This window comes from Aureimonas sp. Leaf454, from assembly GCF_001424685.1.
Classification (GTDB): domain Bacteria; phylum Pseudomonadota; class Alphaproteobacteria; order Rhizobiales; family Rhizobiaceae; genus Plantimonas.
The window spans coordinates 34714-53476 of record NZ_LMQT01000023.1; the positions used below are offsets into that span (position 1 = coordinate 34714).

Consider the following 18763-nt stretch of genomic DNA (forward strand, 5'->3'; position numbering starts at 1 on the left):
GGGGAAAGGCCCCGATCCCGTCGTTCCACGAGAGATCGGCCGTCCCGTCGAACGTCCTATTTCAGGAAGCCGTCGAAGACGGTCTGCTTCTTCACCGAGATCGGCTTGCCCAGGCGATCGTAGCCGGCGCGGCGATGCTGCTCGGCGGCATAGGCGTCGGCCGTGATGGGCGAGCCGGTCTTGTAGGAGAAGGTCGACATCGGCGCGAACTCGTCGGGCTTCATCGACGCGATCAGGCGCTCTTCCTCGGCCTCGTCGGAAATGCGCTTGGCCGCGACCTCGACCGATTCCGCCACGTCGGGACAGGCGGCGGACGGGGACAGGACCTGTCCTTCGGCGAGCTTGGGATCGAAGACGTAGCGCTTCTCGCAGACGCCGACGACCGGCGGCTTCTTCGTCAGCTCGAACCGGTCAGAGCCCGCCTTCAGCATCCGCCAGAAGGCGTAGTGCTCGGACTGGCGATGGCGGGCCATGTTCTTGGGCGTCATGCGGAAGGGCATGGCCTGAATCTGGAACGCGCGCTGGCCGCCGGCGAAGCTGTCGCGCGCCAGCGCGTAGAGCTCCTCGACCTGCCAATCGTCCATGGCGTAGCAGCCCGAGGAATTGCAGGACCCGTGCACCATCAGGTGCTCGCCCGTGCGCCCGTTGGCCCGGTCGTAGGTGTTGGGGTAGCCGATGTTGAAGGCGAGATGGTGCTGGGAGTCCGGGTTCAACTGGCCCGGCGTGACGGTGTAGAACCCTTCGGGCGCCTGCCGGTCTCCTGCCGTCTTCTTCGGGCCGAGCTTTCCGGACCAGGCGCAGATCGAATAGGTCTTCAGAAGCGCGTATTCGCCGTCGGTCTTCTGCTTCCAGAGCTCGAGCTCCGACTCCTCCTTGAAGAGACGAACGAGGATGGGCGACTTCACGCCCATGTCCTTCGCCTTCATCTCCTTGACCAAAGCCGCCGGCACCGGCGCCTCGGCCCCGAGAAGGTCGCCCATGTCGGCGCCCTTCTGGCAGGCGGAAACTGTCATCAGGGTCGCCGCGAGAAGCGCGGCTTTGATCCAACGTCCGACGAGCATCCCCGCCCTCTCGCTTGCCGGCGCCTTCGCGGCGTCCGGCGTCTGGTCCCGCGGCAGATCGGGTCGCCCGCTCTGCCTGCTGCCCTTCACGATCGGCGCGGCGCGCTCGAAACCGTTAAGGAAGCCCTCACGACATGTTCTGCATTCGATCCGTAAAGAAAGGATGAAGCCGTCCGCGGCCGTCGTCCCCGATGCCGCGCCCCCAAGGCCGCGCGCGCTCGCAATGTGACGGATCCGGCGACGGTACGGAAGGCGCCGGCCGTGTCTATCGCGCAACGGTCACGGTCAAAACGACAGGGCGTCACGGTCGGAACGACGGGGAATGGAACCTGGCCGGGATCAGAGCGTGCGCCCGATCGCGAGGAACTTCTCGCGCCGCTGGCGACGGAGCGTCTCGCCGTCCTTGCCGGACATTTCGGCGAACGCGATGCGGATGTGCTCGGCCGCCGTGTCGATCGCCTCGGCGGTGTTGCGATGCGCGCCGCCGAGCGGCTCGGGAATGATCTCGTCGATGACGCCGAAGCTCTTGAGGTCCTGAGCGGTGATCTTCATCGCCTGCGCGACGTCGCGGGCGCGGGTCGCGTCGCGCCAGAGGATCGAGGCGCCCGCTTCCGGCGAGATCACCGAATAGATCGCATGTTCCAGCATGAGCACGCGATTGGCGGCCGCGATCGCGATCGCGCCGCCCGATCCACCCTCTCCGATGACGACCGACACGATCGGGACCTTGAGATTGAGGCACATTTCAGTGGAGCGGGCGATCGCCTCGGCCTGTCCGCGCTCCTCCGCGCCGATGCCGGGATAGGCCCCGGCCGTGTCGACCAGCGTCAGGACGGGCAGTCCGAACCGCTCCGCGAGCTCCATGATGCGCACGGCCTTGCGATAGCCCTCGGGGCGCGCCATGCCGAAATTGCGCTTGAGGCGCGTCTGGGTGTCGGAGCCCTTCTCCTGGCCGATGACGGCGACGGGCATGCCCTCGAAGCGCCCGAACCCGGAGATGATCGCATGATCCTCGGCGAAGAGGCGGTCGCCGGCCAGGGGCGTGAAGTCGGTGATGATCCGCTCGACATAATCGAGGCAATGCGGCCGGTCGGCGTGCCGCGCGACCTGCGTCTTCTGCCAGGGCGTCAGCTTCTTGTAGAGGTCGATCAGGGCGTCGCGGGACCGCTTCTCCAGACGCTGGATCTCCTCCGAGACATCCACCCCGTTCTCGGCGTCGCCGAGACCCTTCAAGGACAGGATCTGGCTTTCGAGGTCGGCGACCGGCTTTTCGAAGTCGAGGTAGTTGTGCATGGAGGCGCGACCGCGCGGGTCCTTTCGAATGTCTCGGACCCATCCGCCGCCGCGCCCGGCGACAGCGTCACCGCGAGGCCATGCCCGGCAGACGGCGGACGAAGGGCGAGGCGGAACGGACGGGGTCGATTTTGGGCGCAAACTGGCGATGCGGTCCCGCCTTGTCAAGAAACCCCGGTCGCGGACGGCCGCTTTCGGTCCGAACCCGGGGTTTGGGACGAGCGCCTGCGCCGCCCGCCCCCGCGCGGCGTCAGTCTCCGCTTGCCTCCGACAACGGATGGTGATCGCTGACGAGGCGCACGAGGCGCTCCTCGAGAACATGCGTGTAGATCTGGGTCGTCGAGATGTCGGCATGGCCGAGCAGCTCCTGGACCGCGCGCAGGTCCGCTCCGTTCTGCAGAAGGTGGCTGGCGAAGGCATGGCGCAGGACGTGCGGCGAGACGCGCGCGGCGGGAATGCCGGCGCGCATGGCCAGCGCCTTCAGATCGCGCGCGAAGGCCTGGCGGGTCATGTGGCCGCTCTCGGAGAATGCCGGGAAAAGCCAGGGCTGGTCGGCGGCCGCGGATCGTCCGACGGCGTCGATCTCGGCGCTCCGGAGCGCGGCCGTGAACGCCTCCATCGCGTCGCGCGCCCGCTCGCCCAGCGGCACCATCCGCTCCTTGTCGCCCTTGCCGCGCACGACGATCATCCGCGAGCGCGAGCGCAGGACCGAGCGGGGAAGCCCGACGAGCTCGGACACGCGAAGGCCCGTCGCGTAGAGGATCTCGACCAGCGCATGAAGCCGGCGCGCCCTCGCCAGCGCGGTCGGCGACAGATCGGCGCGCGAGGCCTCCGCCTCCGCGGTGTCGAGAAGGCGGCCGGCCTCCTCCTCGCTCATCACCTTGGGCAGGGCGCGCGCCTTCTTCTGCGTCTCGATCGGCCCGGTCGGGTCGTCGGCGCGCATCCCCTCCCCGTAGAGATAGCGGTAGAACTGGCGCAGCGAGGACATGCGCCGGGCTTGGCTCGACGGCGCGAACCCTTGCGCGGAGAGATGGGAGACGAAGGCCCGGAGATCGTCCGACGTGGCCCGCCCGAGCGAGGTGCCGCGACCGGACAGGAAGCCGGACGTGTCTTCGAGGTCGCGGCGATAGGCGGCTACCGTGTTGTCGGCCGCCCCCCGCTCCACCGCCATCATCTCGATGAAGCTCTCGATGTCGGCGCCGTCGTGCCTCATGGCCGCAGACCTTCCCCGGTCGTCTCGACCGGCCGCATCTCGGCCTCGACGGGCGCGGGCGCGCTGGGCAGGGCCGGCTGCGGGACGGCGGCGGGGCGGGGTTGCGAGGCGGCGCGGGGCGGGATCGGAACCTCCACGCGCATCGGGCGCGGGATCGGCTCGACGAAATGAACGAGCGCGGCCATGATCGCGAAGATCGCGCCGGCGACGAGGCCGAGAAGCGTCAGGAGACGGACGAGGGTGGGCATGGTCGAAGGATCGCTTTTCTCGGCCGCAGCTTCAGGATCTCCGGCGCCGCCGCCGCGCGGCAGCGCGGCGATGGCAGCGCCGAAGCACCGTCCCATCCCTGCATGGAAGATTGGCCTCCGGATCGCAAGTCCGGAAGAGAACACGCTGGGGTTGACCGCCCTCCGCCGCGCCGGCGCGCCTTGACGGCACGGGGCATTTGCTGTCACGCAAGCCACCGCTCAAGGAGATGTGACATTCTGAACATGCAGCGTCAGCCCGGCCCTTCCAGTCCGCTCGGCCTCGGCTCGCGCCTCGGCTCGCGTTCGATCGTGCTGGTCGGGCTGATGGGCGCGGGCAAGACGACGGTGGGCCGCCGGCTGGCGCAGGTGCTGGACCTGCCCTTCAAGGACAGCGACCAGGAGATCGAGGCGGTCTCGCGCATGAGCGTGCCGGAGCTCTTCGCCGCCTATGGCGAGCCGGAATTTCGGGCGCTGGAATCGCGCGTCGTCTCGCGTCTCGCCGCGGAGGGGCCGCAGGTCCTGGCGACGGGCGGCGGCGCCTTCATGAACGAGGAGACCCGCCGGCTCCTCGCCGGAAGCGCGGTCACCGTCTGGCTGAAGGCCGATCTCGACATTCTGATGGAGCGGGTGTCGCGCCGCGGCAACCGTCCGCTCCTGAAGGCCGCCGATCCCCGCGCCGTCATGAAGGACCTCATGGACGCGCGTTACCCGGTCTATGCGACGGCCGACATCACCATCGCCTCGCGCAACGTGAAGCGCGAGGTCATCGCCGAAGAGATCGCGGAGGCGCTGGACCGCTTCCTCCTCGCGCCGTCGGACTGAGGACGAGCCCATGAGTTCCGCGCCGACACGCGTCCACGTCCCGCTCGGGGACCGGGCCTACGACATCCTGATCGGGCCGAAGCTCGTGGAAGCGGCCGGCGCGGAGATCGCACGCCGCCTGCCCGGCGCCCGTCTCGCCGTGATCACCGACGAGACGGTGGCGCGCCTCCACCTGCCGCGCCTGCGCCTGTCGCTCCAGGCGAGCGGCATCGCGTTCTCCGAGGTGATCCTGCCGCCCGGCGAGGCGACCAAATCCTGGGCGCATCTCCAGACGGCCGCGGAAGGCGTGATCTCGGCGCGTCTGGAGCGCGGCGACGCGGTCCTTGCCTTCGGCGGCGGCGTGATCGGCGATCTCTCGGGCTTCGTCGCCGGCATCGTGCGGCGCGGGATGGGTTTCGTCCAGATCCCGACGACGCTCCTGTCGCAGGTCGACAGCTCGGTCGGCGGCAAGACGGGCATCAACTCGCCCCAGGGCAAGAACCTCCTCGGCGTCTTTCATCAGCCGCTCCTCGTGCTCGCCGACACGTCCGTCCTCGACACGCTCACGCCGCGCGAGTTCGCGGCCGGCTATGCGGAGGTCGCAAAATACGGGCTGATCGACCGGCCGGACTTCTTCTCCTGGCTGGAGACCGAGCGCGCCGACATCTATGCCGGTGGCCCCGCCCGCATCCGGGCGATCGCGGCGAGCTGCGAGGCGAAGGCCGAGGTCGTCGTCGCCGACGAGCGCGAGGAGGGCCGCCGGGCGCTCCTCAACCTCGGGCACACGTTCGGCCACGCCCTGGAATCGGCCTGCCGCTACGACGCCGAGCGCCTCGTCCACGGCGAGGCCGTCTCGATCGGCATGGTGCTCGCGCATCGGTTCTCCGTGCGCCAGGGCCTCGCGACGGGTCAGGATGCCGGCCGCGTCGAGGCGCATCTGGCCAGCGCCGGCCTGCCGACGCGCATCGCCGAGATCCCCGGCGGCGGGTTTCAGGTGGACGAGCTCATGGGCAAGATCGCGCAGGACAAGAAGGTCAGCCGCGGCAAGCTCACCTTCATCCTGACCCGCGGCATCGGCGAGGCCTTCATCGCCCGCGACGTCGACCCGGCCGACGTCGCGGCCTTTCTCTCCGACGAGATCAGGCGCTGACCCGCACACGAACGACCCGGGCGACCGGCGCCTGGTAGAGGCGGCGCCAGGCCTGCGGGATGGCGAGCGAAACGAGCGCCAGACCACCGGCGAAGGCGGCGGGCATCAGGATGGCGGTGCGGCCGTGGGCGAGACCGAGCGTCGCGCCGACGGTCGCGCCCGCCAGCATGCCGGCGAAGGGGACGAGTTCCAGGGTCCAGGAAACGCCCGAGCGGTCGCCGATCATCCAGCGTCCGGCGCCGCGCCCGAAGCGCGACAGCGCACCGGTCACGTAGGTGATGCCGAAGCTGTGTCCCTCCACGCGCTCCACCGCGGCATTGACGAGACCCATGGAGACCACCGCGAGCAGCATGGCCGCACCGGCCCGTTCCTCGCCCGGCCAGAGCGCCGCGAGCATCAGAAGGCCGGAAATGAGAGCGAGCAGCACCGACTGGCGCCGTCCGAGCATCCACATGACGACGATGCCGCAGGCATTGCCGGCGACGTAGGAGAGAAGGACACCGGCGAGAAGCACCGCGCCGGCCGCATCGCCGTTGCCGATCGCAATGGCGAACTGCGTGGTGTTGCCGCTCATGAAGGACAGGAAGTGGCCGACCCAGAGGAAGCCGATCGCGTCCGTCATACCCGCCAGCGATGCCAGCGCCGCGACGAGGGCGAGCCCCGTCGATCGGCGTCGACGATGGCGCCGGCTCAGGAGACGACGTGCCTCCTCGCGCGGGAGGATCCGTCGGCGCGAAACGTGGTTCACCGGCGACCAGGCTCGCCGGGCGCGCGGGCCTCGATCGCCAGCGCGTGGACGCCGGCGGTCCATTCGTCCGCCAGAATCGCGTTCACGGCGCGGTGCCGCGCGATGCGGCTCATGCCCTCGAAGGCGGGTGCGACGATCTGGACACGAAAATGCGTGCCCGCCGATCCATCGAAGCCCGCATGGTGCTCGCTGGCGCCGTGATGGTGGCCGGCATGGAGGTGACTTTCATCGATAACGGCGAGGCTTTCGGGCGAAAAGGCGTTGCGCAGCTTGTCTTCGATCGTCTGGCGGGAATACAGGGTCATTCCGGGTTCCGATGTCATGTCTTGGTCAAGGGCCGGGACGCACGGCTCGCGCCGCCCCCGGACGGGGCTTTTTCCGGTCTGTCAATTCTTGTTCGGCACCGGCTTGGACACCATAATCGATCGCGATGAAGCTCGACTCCAAATATTTCGACACGATCCGCGTTCGGGGGCGCTCGAAGGTCGCCGAAAAGGCGAAGGTGCCCGACTGCGCCTGGGACGGCTGCGACAAGCCGGGGATCTACAAGGCGCCGCGCGGGCGCGACCACGAAGGGCAGTACCTGCACTTCTGCGTCGACCACGTGCGCCAGTACAACAAGTCCTACAACTATTTCTCGGGCCTCAACGATCAGGACATCCAGTCCTATCTGAAGGACAGCCTGACCGGTCACCGGCCGACCTGGAAGATGGGAGCGGACGGCGCGGCGCCCGGGGCGGAGGCGCCGCCGCGCGCCGCGCGCCGCGCCGCACCGAGGGCGCGGGACCCGTTCAACCTTTTCGAGGACGGCACGCCGCGGCCCCGTGGCGCACCCGTGCCCAAGAAGGTCCGCTCTCTGGAGGCCAAGGCCCTCGAAACCCTCAATCTCGCGGAAGAAGCGGGTGGAGAGGCGATCCGGACGCGCTATAAGAGTCTCGTGAAGCAACTGCACCCCGACGCCAATGGCGGGGACCGCGGACACGAGGACCGGCTGCGCGAGGTCATTCAGGCCTACAAGCTTTTGAAGCAGTCCGGTTTTTGTTAATCGAGGACAGGTTCGCTCCGGAGCCCGCGGCATCGTCCGCGGCCTTTCCGACGGCGGGTCTCTCCGTGAGGTGACGGCGATCGGCGGAACACCCGCGCTCGCCCCTGGAGGTTTGATGAGTGCAGCGGTGCAGGAAGTGGCCAAGCTCCCGAATGCCACGATCTCGGTCCGCGAGACCTTCGGTTTCGAGAGCAACCTGACCGTCCCGGCCTATCGCGAGCCCGACGCCCACGTTCCCGAGATCGACCCGGATTATCTGTTCGACAAGCCGACGACGCTCGCGATCCTGGCGGGCTTCGCCAAGAACCGCCGCGTCATGGTGTCCGGCTTCCACGGCACGGGCAAGTCGACCCATATCGAGCAGGTCGCCGCGCGCCTCAACTGGCCCTGCGTCCGCGTCAATCTCGACAGCCACGTCTCGCGCATCGATCTCGTCGGCAAGGACGCGATCACCGTCAGCCAGGGCATGCAGGTCACCGAGTTCCGCGACGGCATCCTGCCCTGGGCCTACCAGAACAACGTCGCGCTCGTCTTCGACGAATACGATGCCGGCCGTCCCGACGTGATGTTCGTGATCCAGCGCGTGCTGGAATCCTCCGGCCGCCTGACGCTGCTCGACCAGGCCCGCGTTATCCGCCCGCACCCGGCCTTCCGCCTCTTCGCGACCGCCAACACGGTCGGCCTCGGCGACACGACGGGCCTCTACCATGGTACGCAGCAGATCAACCAGGCGCAGATGGACCGCTGGTCCATCGTAACGGTGCTGAACTACCTGCCGCACGACAACGAGGTCGGCATCGTCGTCGCCAAGGCCAAGCATTTCGACACCAAGGAGGGCCGCCAGACCGTCTCCAAGATGGTGCGCGTCGCCGACATGACGCGCTCGGCCTTCGTCAACGGCGACCTCTCCACCGTGATGAGCCCACGCACGGTCATCACCTGGGCCGAGAATGCCGAGATCTTCGGCAATGTCGGCTTCGCGTTCCGCCTGACCTTCCTCAACAAGTGCGACGATCTGGAACGCGCGCTGGTCGCCGAGTTCTACCAGCGCGCCTTCGGCGAGGAACTGCCGGAAAGCGCGGCGAACGTGGTGCTGGACTGATGCGGCGACGGACGCTCCTCGCGGCGCTGCTCGGCGCCGCGTTGCTCGCACCGTCCGCGCGGGCCGAGGAGAAGAGCGTCCTGAAGGTCGAAGGCACGGTGACGGCCAAGACCTTCGCCGGTCTCGACGCCTTCCTCTCCAACTCGCTGGACACGGTCGTGGGACTGAAGCTGCGTCTCGAACCCGCCGAGGGTTCGAGCCCCGGATCCCTCGTGGTGCGGCGTGAGGGCGATCTCCTCCTCGCCTATCTCGTCGGCGGCGAGAGCCAGATCTCGGCCCGCGAGGGCGTCGGCTTCCAGAACGGCGCGGAGGTGATCGACGGTTTCTTCGTCGTGAAGGATGCCGGCTTCAACCAAGGCATCGCAAGCCTCTTCCTGGAAAAGGCCGAGGATGCCGCCGTGCTCCTCTCCGGTGCTCCCGTGACCATCCTCGACATCGAACGGCTCGATCCCGCCATCCGCAAACAGGACTGACAGCCTTGGCCCGCATCGGCGACAATTCCAAGCCCGGCGCGAAAGGCGCGCCCGACCGCGAGCCGTTCCGGCGGGCCGTCGCCGGCTGCATGCGCGCCATCGCGGGCGACCGGGACCTCGAAGTGACCTACGGCAACGAGCGGCCGGGCCTGACGGGTCCGCGCGCGCGCCTGCCGGATCTGCCCAAACGCGCCTCGAAGAACGACGTGGCCGTGACGCGCGGCCTTTCCGACGCCATGGCGCTGCGCCGCGCGCGGCACGACGTGAAGGTGCATGCGACGCTCTGCCCGGAAGGGCGCGGCGCGCGCGCCGTCTTCGATGCGGTCGAGCAGGCCCGCGTCGAGGCGATCGGCGCCAATGCGATGCTCGGCGTCGGCGACAATCTCGCCTCGATGCTGGAAGACAAGTATTTCCGCTCCAACCTTTCCGACGTCACCGACCGCGCGGAAGCGCCGCTCGAAGACGCGGTCGCCCTCATCGTGCGCGAGCGCCTGACCGGTCGGCCCGTACCCAAGAGCGCCGAAGCGCTGGTCGACGTCTGGCGCGACTGGATCGAGGACAAGGCGGGCGCCAAGCTCGAACGATTGGGCGAGAAGCTCGACGACCAGCGCGCCTTCGCCCGTGCGCTCCGCGATGTTCTCGCCTCCATGGACATGGCCGAGGAGCTCGGCCAGGAAGCCGAGGACGACGAGTCCAGCGACGAGGACGAAGCCGGCGACAACCAGAACCGCGACAACGAGGCCGACGGATCCGAGAAGGAGTCCGGCGCCGAGGACGCGCAGGCCGAGGAAGCCGAAAGCGAAGGCGAGAGCGAGGACACGGCGGAGGCCGAGGAATCGGAGGTGACCGCCGACGATCCCGTCGACGACGAGAGCGAGGATTCCGAGACGCCCGGCGAGTCGCGTCGGCCGAACCAGGCGCTGTCCAACCAGGATCCGGACCGGGATTACCGCGTCTTCTCCACCGCCTTCGACGAGATGGTGGGCGCCGAGGACCTGTGCGACGAGGCCGAACTCGATCGGCTCAGGGCTTTCCTCGACAAGCAGCTGACGACCCTTCACAGCGTCGTCGGGCGGCTCGCCAACCGCCTGCAGCGCAAGCTCATGGCGCAGCAGAACCGCTCCTGGGACTTCGATCTCGAGGAAGGCTACCTCGACTCCGCGCGGCTGACGCGGCTCGTCACCGACCCGATGCAGCCGCTCTCCTACAAGCAGGAGCGCGACACCGCCTTCCGCGACACGATCGTGACGCTGCTCATCGACAATTCCGGATCGATGCGCGGTCGGCCGATCACGGTGGCCGCGACCTGCGCGGACATCCTGGCGCGAACGCTGGAGCGCTGCGGCGTGAAGGTCGAGGTGCTCGGGTTCACCACGCGCGCCTGGAAGGGCGGTCAGGCGCGCGAAGCCTGGCTGAAGGCGGGCAAGCCGCAGAAGCCCGGCCGGCTCAACGACCTGCGCCACATCGTCTATAAGTCGGCCGATGCCCCCTGGCGCCGCGCCCGGCGCAATCTCGGCCTGATGATGCGCGAGGGTCTCCTCAAGGAGAACATCGACGGCGAGGCGCTGATCTGGGCCCACAATCGTCTGCTCGCGCGGCCCGAGCAGCGGCGCATCCTGATGATGATCTCGGACGGTGCGCCCGTCGACGATTCCACGTTGTCGGTCAATCCCGGCAATTATCTCGAGAAGCACCTGCGCATGGTGATCGAGGAGATCGAGACGCGTTCGCCCGTGGAGCTTCTCGCCATCGGCATCGGTCATGACGTCACGCGCTACTATCGCCGCGCCGTGACGATCGTCGACGCCGAGGAACTGGCCGGCGCGATGACGGAGCAATTGGCCGACCTCTTCGAGGACCAGGGCTCGTCGTCGGCGCGCCGTCCCTCCCGGCGAAGGTCCGCCGGGGCGGGCCGTTGAGCCCTGCGAAGCGGCGGCGCCGGTTCCTGGCGCGCATGCCCCTTCTCGGCGTCGCCCTCTTGGCGCTCGTCGGCGTTTCCGGCAGCGGCGCCGACGCGACGGAGGGCGAACCCGTCATCCGCTCGTCGGTGCTGCCGCGTTTCGACGTGCGGGAGGAGGCGCAGCGGTTCGGATCGCTCGACTATGTCGGCGGCTTTTCCTACGCATCCTCCGATCCCCGCCTGATGGGCGTGTCCTCGATCCGGTTGGCGTCCGATCGCTCGCGGTTCCTCGCGGTCACGGACACCGGATACTGGTTCACCGGCGAGGTGCGGCGGGACCAAGCGGGTCGCCCGGTCGGCATCGACAAGGCGGTTCTCGCGCCGATTCTCGGCGCCGACGGCTCGCCGCGTGTGAAGAAGAAGGGCGATGCCGACGCCGAGGGTCTCGGCGTCGGACGAGACCGCGTGCTCGTCTCCTTCGAGCGGACGCCGCGCATCGAAAGCTTCGATCTGCCCGCTGAATGGTCCGACATGCCTTCCGAGCGCCCGCGCAGCACGTTGCCCGCGCCGATCCCGCGGGTCGAGCTTCGGTCCAATGCCGGCATGGAGACGATCGCGGTCTCGCCGCGAGACGGACGGACGGTGGTCGTGACGGAGCAGTCGCTGGACGAGGCCGGGAACCTCTTCGCCGCGATCCTCGGCCCGAAGGGCGGCGTCTTCAAGGTGAAACGGCAGGCGCCCTGGAATGTCACCGACGGCGCTTTCCTGCCGGACGGGGATCTCGTTCTCCTGGAGCGGCGCTACGAGGGCTTCGGCCGGGTCGGCATGCGCCTTCGGCGCATCAAGGGCTCGGCCCTCCGGCCGGGCGCCCTCGTCGACGGCCCGGTCCTGATCGAGGCGGATCTCTCGCAGGAGATCGACAATATGGAAGGGCTCGATGCCTCCGTCGGCGCGGACGGTTCGACCTATCTCACGATCGTGTCCGACGACAACGGCTCCTACTTCCAGCGCAACCTGTTCCTGGAATTCCGGTTGAACGACCGGACGGCCGAGGGTCCGCCGGATTGAGGCCGCGGAGCCTGCCGGTTCCGTGCCGCTGCCGGCACAGCGCTCAGGCGGCGGTCAAGCCCGGGCGATAGGGCATCAGGCGGTTCATCAGGACGCGGTACGGCACCAAGGCGACGACCGCGATGACCAGCTTCACGCCGAAGTCACCGAGCGCCCAGGACACCCAGCGCGGCGCGTCGAGCGCGAAGGCGCCGAGCAGCGGGGCGATCTCCAGGGAGAAGCCGTCGTTCGGGCCGATGGCGACGAAGGCCGGGGCGAAGGCGACGGTGAAGAAGGTCAGCGTGTCCACCACGGAGCCCGCCAGCGACGCGAAGGCCGGTGCGCGCCACCAGGACTGCTGGCGCAGCCGGTTGAAGACGAGGATGTCGAAGAGCTGCGCGGCGAGGAAGGCCGTGCCGGAGGCCAGTGCGATGCGCAGGAGCCTCTGCCCCGTCGCCGCGAACTCGAGAAGCCCCAGGGCATGGAGAACCGGCGGCGCGACGAGCGAGGCCAGGATCGCCGCGGCGAATCCCGCATAGACGACGCGGCGCGCCCGCTTCGGGCCGAAGCGGCGATTCGTCAGGTCCGTCACGAGAAAGGCGAAGGGATAGGTGAAGGCGCCCCAGGTCAGGATGTCGCCGAGGGCGACAGAGCCGATCGAGCCGGAGACCGGGAACTGCACGAGGATGTTCGACGCGACGACGATGAGCGTCATCGCCGCCACAGGCAGCGCCAGCAATCGCATGGTCATTTTTTTAACCTGGGTGATGGAACCAGAAAACCGGGAGCAGACGCCCCCCGGTTCGAGAAAGCCGTGAACCTCAGACAGGTCTCAGGCGGCGGTCGGGGCCTCGGCCGCGATCTTCTTGGCGATCTGGCGCTTCAGGAGGCGCGCACGCTGCGACAGCTCGGCTTCGTCGGCCTTCATCAGAAACGCGTCGAGACCGCCGCGGTGCTCGACCGAGCGCAGGCCCGAGGCCGAAACGCGAATGCGGAACCGCTGGCCGAGGGCGTCGGAGATCAGCGTGACGTTCGACAGGTTCGGCAGGAACCGGCGACGCGTCTTGTTGTTCGCGTGGCTGACATTGTTGCCGTACTGGACGGCCTTGCCGGTCAATTCGCAAACGCGCGACATGAGACACCCTTTTCGTTGAACTGAGCCACCGCAGCGCGCTTCCGGCAATGGACCGGAGCGATCACCATCCACGAGGCATGATCGGAAATCGGTCCGCTCTATAGTCCCCATGCCTCGCGCGGTCAACCAGGCGTGACGGGCGTGCGGCGAGACGGCTGGCCTTTCAACGGATTTCGGCCCCATTCGCTGCTAGATTGGCCGAAGGCCGGACTGATTCCCGGCGTCGATCCAGCGGAAAGCGAACCATGAGTCACCTGACGTCGACGCTCGGCGGCCTCGTTCTTGCCACGACCCTCGCCTTGTCTCCGTTTTCTGCCGGCGACGCGAAGGCTCAGGCGATGACGTCCCAGTACAGCGTCTCGCTGATCGGTCTTCCCGTCGGCCGGGCATCCTTCGACACCACCATCGACGGCAATCGATTCGCCGTCAAAGGCACGCTGTCCTCCACCGGGCTTGCCGACATCGTGTCCAAGACGGCGGGCTCCAGCACCGTGTCCGGGCGCATCCGCGGCGACAAGATCCATGCCGAGCGCTACGCCCTCGCCTATTCCAGCGACAAGCGCTCCTATTCCAGCAACGTCGCCTTCGAAAGCGGTCGGGTCCGGACGTCCGACGTCGCGCCGAAGATCACCAAGCCGAAGGCCGATTACGTGCCGGTGAAGCCCGCGCAGCTCCGCTCGGTGGTCGATCCCCTGAGCGGCCTGATGATCAAGGCCGATGGCACGCCGGACTCCGTCTGTTCGCGCACGCTGCCCTTCTTCGACGGCTGGTCGCGGCTCGACCTGCAGCTGTCGCCGAACGGCACCCGACCTTTCCGCACCGAGGGTTTCGAGGGCGACGCCATCGCCTGCAACGTCCGGGTCAAGCCGGTCAGCGGCTACCGCGCGACCTCCAAGGGCGTGAAGTTCATCCAGAGTCAGACGATCGAGCTCTGGTTCGCGCCCATCGGTTCGACCGGCATCTTCGCACCCGTCTACGCCAAGATCCCGACGGAGATCGGCCCCTTGACGCTGCGTGCCTCGGTCTTCGCCAAGAGCTGATCCACCGCCGGTTTGACCCGAGGGGCCGGCGGCCCGTATAGGCCGGCCACCCCTCCTCCGGCGGATCGGTGTCTATCCCTTGGCGACGCTTTTCGGTTTCTCCGCGATCCTCATGTGGTCGCTTCTCGCCATGCTCACCGCGCGGAGCGGCGCGGTTCCCCCGTTCCAGATGAACGCGATGACCTTCTCGTTGGGAACGCTCGTCGGCCTCGCTTGGCTCGCCATGCGCCGCGGCGAGCGGCCGATCTTAGAGGTCTTCCGTCAGCGCCCCGCGGTCTGGGCGCTCGGGATCGGCGGCCTCTTCGGGTATCATGCCCTCTATTTCGCGGCATTGCGGGCCGCGCCGGCCGCCGAGGCGAGCCTCATCGCCTATCTCTGGCCGCTTCTCATCGTGCTGGGCTCGGCGCTTCTGCCGGGCGAGCGCCTGCGCTGGTTCCATCTGGCGGGCGCGGTTCTCGGGCTGTCCGGTGCCGCGCTCATCATCGTCGCGCGCAGCGGGGACGGTATCGGCTTCTCGTCGCAGCACGCCCTCGGCTACGGCCTCGCCGCGCTCTGCGCGCTCTTCTGGTCCGGCTATTCGCTGCTGTCGCGTCGCCTCGGCACGGTTCCCAGCGAGATCGTGGCGGGCTTCTGCGCGGCGACCGCCCTTCTCTCGGCGCTCGTCCATCTCGCGATCGAGGAGACGGTCTGGCCGGCCGGGAGCTCGCAATGGACCGCGATCGTCCTTCTCGGCCTCCTGCCCGTCGGCGCGGCCTTCTATGTCTGGGATCATGGCGTGAAGCGCGGCGACATCCAGGTTCTCGGGGCCGCGAGCTACGCAGCGCCGCTTCTCTCGACGCTGGTGCTGATCCTGGCCGGAGAGGCCGCCTTCAGCGCGCCCATCCTCGGCGCCGCCCTCCTCATCACCGCGGGCGCGGTCCTGGCCGCGCTGCCGCTGTTTCGCCGATGGATCGGCCGGGAGAGCTGACGCTCAGGCGGCTCTCCCGAAGGCCGGAGGGCGGACACTCGTCCGGCCCCCCTTGCGCAGACAGTCATTGTCGTCTCCGTCCACGTCGTCCTGCGCGGAATCGCGACGCCATGGACGCGCCATCGCGGGAGCGTCAGCCGCCGGATGCTCGACGCGGCGTCGGACGCCAGTCCTTCGGCGCCAATTCGAGGCTCTCGAAGCGGAAACCGGGAGCGACCGTGCAGCCGACAAGCGTGTAGGCGCCGAGCGTCGTCGCCGTCTGCCAGCAACCGGCGGGCACGACGATCTGCGGCTCCTCTCCGGCGCCGAGATCGGGTCCGAGCCGATGCGCGGAGGCGTCATGACCGTTCGGCGACAGCGTGATCACGAGCGGCGCCCCGGCGTAATAATGCCAAACCTCGGCCGCGTCGGTGACGCGATGCCATTCGGAGGTCTCACCGGCTTCCAGCATGTAGTAGATCGCCGTCGAGCGCGGACGTCCCGTTTCGTCGAGCGCCTCGTCACGGAAGCTTTCGCGATACCAGCCGCCTTCCGGATGGGGCTTCAGGCCAAAGCGCTTGACGATCGACAGGGCTGCGGAGCTCATCAGTATCCATTCCTTTTCTCACGCAATGCGGCGAATACCTCGGCGGGGTCGGCCCCCGTCATGCCGAGTTCGGCCATCAGATCAGGATCGTCGGCCCGGAGGAAGGGATTGGTTCGCTTCTCCTGTCCGAGCGAAACGGGAAGCGTCGGCCGGCCGGCGATGCGCAAGCGCTCGACCTCCTCGACCCGGTTGCGCAGCGCCGTGTTGCCGGGATCGACGTCGATGGCGAAGCGCGCGTTCGTCGTGGTGTATTCGTGCCCGCAATAGAGCATCGTGTCGTCGGGAAGCGCGCGCAGGCGCTGCAGCGATTCCCAGAGCATGGCGGGCGTGCCCTCGAAGATCCGGCCGCAACCGAGCGAGAACAAGGCATCCGCGGCAAACAGCGCCTTCGCGCCGGGCAGATGGTAGGAGACCTCGCCGAGCGTGTGACCGGGCGTGTCGATCACCTCGATCTCGACCGCGCCGATCGCGAAGCGATCGCCACCCGTGACGGTGCGATCGATGCCGGGGATCTTCGCCCTCTCCTTCACGGGACCGACGATCTCGACGCCATGGGCCGCCTTCAGGGCTTCGTTGGCCTCGACGTGATCGGGGTGGTGATGCGTCGTCAGGATATGGCTGAGCGTCCAGCCTTCGGCCTCCAGAGCCTTGCGGATCGGCCCCTCCTCCGGCGCGTCGATGGCGATGGTCGAGCCGCTGGAGGGATCGTGGACGAGCACGCCGAAATTGTCGGTGCGGCAGAGGAACTGACGGATCTGGATGTCGGGCAAGAAAGCCTCCGAATGATGGGCGACGGCCGCGATGCGAAGGGGCGGCCGCTGGTCGCGTTCGAGACGCGGCCGGCGGTCGCGTTCCGTCTCTGCGCTCGGCGGCCTCGCGATGACCCCGCGACACCCGAGGTAGGGCGGCGTGGGCCGCCGGGGAGACCCGGCCGGGTCGCATCCCGGCCCGCCGGCTTGCGGGGAAGCGGTTCGCCCGACGGATTGTCCTATCGGAGGGTGGCCCGCCCGAGATAGACTGGCGACTTCGAGGCAGGCCAGCGGAGACGTCACGTCCTGAGCATGAATTCCGACATCGTGGATCTTCGCGAGTTCTACGCCTCCCCGCTCGGCTTCGCGGCGGCCCGCGCGATCGCGTCCGCTCTGACGCCGCTCTGGCAGCCGATCTCGGAGGAGCGGCTTCTCGGCCTCGGCTATACGCTTCCCTATCTCGACCGTTTCGGCGCGGATTGCGAGAGAACGCTCGCCTTCATGCCGGCGACGCAGGGCGCCGTCGGCTGGCCGATCGGTGCACCGTCCCGGACCGCGCTGGTCGGGGCCGAGGACCTGCCGCTCGGCGACGCCTCCATCGACCGGCTCCTGATGGTCCACGCGCTGGAATTCGCGGAAAGTCCGCTCGACATGCTGACCGAGGCGTGGCGCGTGCTCGCGCCCGGCGGCTCGGTCGTCGTCGTGGTTCCCAACCGGCGGGGGCTCTGGACACGGTTCGAGCACACGCCCTTCGGCTCGGGGCGACCCTGGTCTCGCGGCCAGCTCTCGCGCCTGATGCGGGAGGCGATGTTCACGCCCTCCGCCTGGTCGGAAGCGCTGCTGTTCCCGCCCTTCCGCCGCCGCTCGCTCTTCTCGTTGGCCGGGCCGCTGGAGCGGATCGGGCGGCGCGCCTGGCCCGTCTTCGCCGGCGTCGTGGTCATCGTCGCCACCAAGCACGTCTATCGCGGCGTGCCGGTCGCCAGCACCTCGCGCGAACGACGCCGTCTCGTTCGGCCGGTGCTCGTGCCGCAGGGCGCCGGCGCCCATCGGGCAGGTCCCGGCGGCGGACCCGCGTCCCTCTCGCCCGCTGCAAGGGTGACGCCGCGCCGGGACGGCCTATCTTCTCGCCTGCCATAACCATCCCGGAAGGTTCGATCCATGAAGACGCGCACTCTCGGCGGCACGCTCGCCGTATCCCGGATCGGCCTCGGCTGCATGGGCATGTCCGAGTTCTACGGCACGGGCGACGATGCGGAATCCGCGGCAGTGATCCATCGCGCCCTCGACCTCGGCATCTCCTTCCTCGACACGGCCGACATGTACGGCGTCGGGCGCAACGAGGAGCTCGTCGGCCGCGCCATCAAGGGCCGGCGAGACGAGGTGGTGCTCGCCACGAAGTTCGGCAACGTGCGGGGGCCGAAAGGCGAGCGGCTCGGCATCAACGGCCGGCCCGACTATGTGAAGAGCGCCTGCGACGCCAGCCTGAAGCGGCTCGGCGTCGAGGCGATCGACCTCTACTACCAGCACCGCGTCGACCCGACCGTTCCGATCGAGGAAACGGTCGGCGCCATGGGCGATCTCGTCCGCGCCGGAAAGGTCCATCATCTCGGGCTGTCCGAGGCGGGGCCGGAGACGATCCGGCGCGCGCACAAGGAGCACAAGATCGCCGCGCTGCAGACCGAGTATTCGCTTTGGAGCCGCGATCCGGAGGATGAGATCCTGCCGACGATCCGCGAGCTCGGCATCGGCTTCGTGCCCTATTCGCCGCTCGGCCGCGGTTTCCTCACCGGGCGCTTCAAGCGGCCCGAGGATCTCGACGAAGGCGACTTCCGGAAGGGATCGCCGCGCTTCTCCAAGGAGAATTTCGACCGCAACCTGAAGCTCGTCGCGCTGGTGGAATCGATCGCGGCCAAGAACGGCGTCTCGGCCTCGCAGGTCGCGCTCGCCTGGGTTCTGGCGAAGGGCGAGGACATCGTCCCGATCCCCGGCACCAAGCGGATCGCCTATCTCGAACAGAACGCCGCCGGCGCGGACGTCGTCCTGTCGGCCGCCGACATCGAGGAACTGGAGGCGGCCTTCACGCGCGATGCCGTCGCCGGCCAGCGCTACCCGGAAGCGGGCATGAAGGCTGTGGGGCTCTAGGGATCGGCGGAGCGGAGGCCGAGCGCCCGGCGCTCGTCGCCGTCGTCCTCACCGAGCCGCGTT

Annotated in this window: 21 protein-coding genes; 11 read left to right on the forward strand and 10 right to left on the reverse strand. The window is 68.6% G+C overall.

The window, feature by feature from the left end; translation table 11 throughout:
* Positions 1-56: 56 nt before the first annotated feature.
* From ASG43_RS17845 to ASG43_RS23645, 4 genes are all read right to left on the reverse strand, one after another.
* Positions 57-1061 (reverse strand): murein L,D-transpeptidase family protein, encoded by a 1005-nt coding sequence (locus ASG43_RS17845; RefSeq protein WP_082491058.1) that lies wholly within the window; start codon positions 1059-1061, stop codon positions 57-59.
* 339 nt (positions 1062-1400) lie between these two features.
* A complete protein-coding gene (locus ASG43_RS17850) occupies positions 1401-2354 on the reverse strand; it encodes an acetyl-CoA carboxylase carboxyltransferase subunit alpha (protein ID WP_056507982.1) in 954 nt (317 codons plus the stop codon).
* A gap of 250 nt (positions 2355-2604) precedes the next feature.
* The gene (xerD, locus tag ASG43_RS17855; protein WP_056507983.1) at positions 2605-3567 is read right to left on the reverse strand and encodes a site-specific tyrosine recombinase XerD; all 963 of its coding nucleotides are present in this window, start codon (positions 3565-3567) and stop codon (positions 2605-2607) included.
* Entirely contained in the window at positions 3564-3815 is a 252-nt protein-coding gene (locus ASG43_RS23645; RefSeq protein WP_244488153.1) for a hypothetical protein, read from the reverse strand. Before ASG43_RS23645 ends, xerD begins: the two co-directional genes overlap by 4 nt.
* A gap of 243 nt (positions 3816-4058) precedes the next feature.
* Between ASG43_RS23645 and ASG43_RS17865 the strand changes: the two genes are divergently transcribed.
* On the forward strand, positions 4059-4637 hold the full coding sequence (locus ASG43_RS17865; protein ID WP_056507988.1) for a shikimate kinase: 579 nt from the start codon (positions 4059-4061) through the stop codon (positions 4635-4637).
* 10 nt (positions 4638-4647) lie between these two features.
* Positions 4648-5766 carry a 3-dehydroquinate synthase gene (gene aroB, locus ASG43_RS17870; RefSeq protein ID WP_056507990.1) on the forward strand — a complete coding sequence of 373 codons (1119 nt, stop codon included), beginning with the start codon at positions 4648-4650 and terminating at the stop codon, positions 5764-5766.
* Here aroB and ASG43_RS17875 read toward each other — a convergent pair.
* Together ASG43_RS17875 and ASG43_RS17880 are read right to left on the reverse strand one after the other, a co-directional pair.
* Positions 5756-6514 (reverse strand): YoaK family protein, encoded by a 759-nt coding sequence (locus ASG43_RS17875; protein ID WP_210168279.1) that lies wholly within the window; start codon positions 6512-6514, stop codon positions 5756-5758. The two genes, aroB and ASG43_RS17875, sit on opposite strands and share 11 nt — an antisense overlap.
* Positions 6511-6813 (reverse strand): BolA family protein, encoded by a 303-nt coding sequence (locus tag ASG43_RS17880; RefSeq protein ID WP_156386787.1) that lies wholly within the window; start codon positions 6811-6813, stop codon positions 6511-6513. Before ASG43_RS17880 ends, ASG43_RS17875 begins: the two co-directional genes overlap by 4 nt.
* Positions 6814-6944: 131 nt before the next feature.
* On the opposite strand from ASG43_RS17880, the gene ASG43_RS17885 reads away from it, so the two are divergent.
* From ASG43_RS17885 to ASG43_RS17905, 5 genes are all read left to right on the forward strand, one after another.
* On the forward strand, positions 6945-7559 hold the full coding sequence (locus ASG43_RS17885; protein WP_056507994.1) for a DnaJ domain-containing protein: 615 nt from the start codon (positions 6945-6947) through the stop codon (positions 7557-7559).
* Positions 7560-7674: 115 nt separating this feature from the next.
* Positions 7675-8661 carry a cobaltochelatase subunit CobS gene (gene cobS, locus ASG43_RS17890; protein WP_056507995.1) on the forward strand — a complete coding sequence of 329 codons (987 nt, stop codon included), beginning with the start codon at positions 7675-7677 and terminating at the stop codon, positions 8659-8661.
* Positions 8661-9134, forward strand: coding sequence for a hypothetical protein (locus ASG43_RS17895; protein WP_056507997.1), 474 nt, complete (start codon positions 8661-8663; stop codon positions 9132-9134). Before cobS ends, ASG43_RS17895 begins: the two co-directional genes overlap by 1 nt.
* 5 nt (positions 9135-9139) lie before the next feature.
* Complete coding sequence (cobT, locus tag ASG43_RS17900; RefSeq protein WP_056507999.1) at positions 9140-11053, forward strand: cobaltochelatase subunit CobT; 1914 nt, start codon at positions 9140-9142, stop codon at positions 11051-11053.
* Complete coding sequence (locus ASG43_RS17905; RefSeq protein ID WP_244488154.1) at positions 11050-12102, forward strand: esterase-like activity of phytase family protein; 1053 nt, start codon at positions 11050-11052, stop codon at positions 12100-12102. The genes cobT and ASG43_RS17905 overlap by 4 nt, the downstream gene beginning before the upstream one ends.
* Before the next feature lie 43 nt (positions 12103-12145).
* Here the strand turns inward: ASG43_RS17905 and ASG43_RS17910 are convergent, their stop codons facing one another.
* Both ASG43_RS17910 and rpmB read right to left on the reverse strand, forming a co-directional pair.
* Complete coding sequence (locus tag ASG43_RS17910) at positions 12146-12832, reverse strand: queuosine precursor transporter (protein ID WP_056508003.1); 687 nt, start codon at positions 12830-12832, stop codon at positions 12146-12148.
* An 81-nt stretch (positions 12833-12913) separates the two neighbouring features.
* The gene (gene rpmB / locus ASG43_RS17915) at positions 12914-13216 is read right to left on the reverse strand and encodes a 50S ribosomal protein L28 (protein WP_056508005.1); all 303 of its coding nucleotides are present in this window, start codon (positions 13214-13216) and stop codon (positions 12914-12916) included.
* Positions 13217-13461: 245 nt separating this feature from the next.
* Between rpmB and ASG43_RS17920 the strand changes: the two genes are divergently transcribed.
* Entirely contained in the window at positions 13462-14256 is a 795-nt protein-coding gene (locus ASG43_RS17920; RefSeq protein WP_056508007.1) for a DUF3108 domain-containing protein, read from the forward strand.
* A gap of 79 nt (positions 14257-14335) precedes the next feature.
* On the forward strand, positions 14336-15223 hold the full coding sequence (locus tag ASG43_RS17925; protein WP_082491033.1) for an EamA family transporter: 888 nt from the start codon (positions 14336-14338) through the stop codon (positions 15221-15223).
* Positions 15224-15356: 133 nt separating this feature from the next.
* On the opposite strand, the gene ASG43_RS17930 is transcribed toward ASG43_RS17925, so the two are convergent.
* Entirely contained in the window at positions 15357-15809 is a 453-nt protein-coding gene (locus ASG43_RS17930; protein WP_056508009.1) for a cupin domain-containing protein, read from the reverse strand.
* A complete protein-coding gene (gloB, locus tag ASG43_RS17935; protein WP_056508011.1) occupies positions 15809-16579 on the reverse strand; it encodes a hydroxyacylglutathione hydrolase in 771 nt (256 codons plus the stop codon). The genes ASG43_RS17930 and gloB overlap by 1 nt, the downstream gene beginning before the upstream one ends.
* Before the next feature lie 291 nt (positions 16580-16870).
* Between gloB and ASG43_RS17940 the strand changes: the two genes are divergently transcribed.
* Both ASG43_RS17940 and ASG43_RS17945 read left to right on the forward strand, forming a co-directional pair.
* Positions 16871-17695, forward strand: a complete 825-nt coding sequence (locus tag ASG43_RS17940; RefSeq protein WP_056508013.1) for a methyltransferase domain-containing protein — start codon at positions 16871-16873, stop codon at positions 17693-17695.
* Positions 17696-17716: 21 nt separating this feature from the next.
* Entirely contained in the window at positions 17717-18700 is a 984-nt protein-coding gene (locus ASG43_RS17945; RefSeq protein ID WP_056508015.1) for an aldo/keto reductase, read from the forward strand.
* Positions 18701-18763: the final 63 nt, after the last annotated feature.

Excerpts from the sequence above, each read along its gene's own strand:
- ASG43_RS17845 (WP_082491058.1), bottom strand. The coding sequence starts at position 1,061 with ATGCTCGTCGGACGTTGGATCAAAGCCGCGCTTCTCGCGGCGACCCTG.
- ASG43_RS17850 (WP_056507982.1), bottom strand. The coding sequence starts at position 2,354 with ATGCACAACTACCTCGACTTCGAAAAGCCGGTCGCCGACCTCGAAAGC.
- xerD (WP_056507983.1), bottom strand. The coding sequence starts at position 3,567 with ATGAGGCACGACGGCGCCGACATCGAGAGCTTCATCGAGATGATGGCG.
- ASG43_RS23645 (WP_244488153.1), bottom strand. The coding sequence starts at position 3,815 with ATGCCCACCCTCGTCCGTCTCCTGACGCTTCTCGGCCTCGTCGCCGGC.
- ASG43_RS17865 (WP_056507988.1), top strand. The coding sequence starts at position 4,059 with ATGCAGCGTCAGCCCGGCCCTTCCAGTCCGCTCGGCCTCGGCTCGCGC.
- aroB (WP_056507990.1), top strand. The coding sequence starts at position 4,648 with ATGAGTTCCGCGCCGACACGCGTCCACGTCCCGCTCGGGGACCGGGCC.
- ASG43_RS17885 (WP_056507994.1), top strand. The coding sequence starts at position 6,945 with ATGAAGCTCGACTCCAAATATTTCGACACGATCCGCGTTCGGGGGCGC.
- cobS (WP_056507995.1), top strand. The coding sequence starts at position 7,675 with ATGAGTGCAGCGGTGCAGGAAGTGGCCAAGCTCCCGAATGCCACGATC.
- ASG43_RS17895 (WP_056507997.1), top strand. The coding sequence starts at position 8,661 with ATGCGGCGACGGACGCTCCTCGCGGCGCTGCTCGGCGCCGCGTTGCTC.
- ASG43_RS17910 (WP_056508003.1), bottom strand. The coding sequence starts at position 12,832 with ATGACCATGCGATTGCTGGCGCTGCCTGTGGCGGCGATGACGCTCATC.
- rpmB (WP_056508005.1), bottom strand. The coding sequence starts at position 13,216 with ATGTCGCGCGTTTGCGAATTGACCGGCAAGGCCGTCCAGTACGGCAAC.
- ASG43_RS17920 (WP_056508007.1), top strand. The coding sequence starts at position 13,462 with ATGAGTCACCTGACGTCGACGCTCGGCGGCCTCGTTCTTGCCACGACC.
- ASG43_RS17930 (WP_056508009.1), bottom strand. The coding sequence starts at position 15,809 with ATGAGCTCCGCAGCCCTGTCGATCGTCAAGCGCTTTGGCCTGAAGCCC.
- ASG43_RS17940 (WP_056508013.1), top strand. The coding sequence starts at position 16,871 with ATGAATTCCGACATCGTGGATCTTCGCGAGTTCTACGCCTCCCCGCTC.
- ASG43_RS17945 (WP_056508015.1), top strand. The coding sequence starts at position 17,717 with ATGAAGACGCGCACTCTCGGCGGCACGCTCGCCGTATCCCGGATCGGC.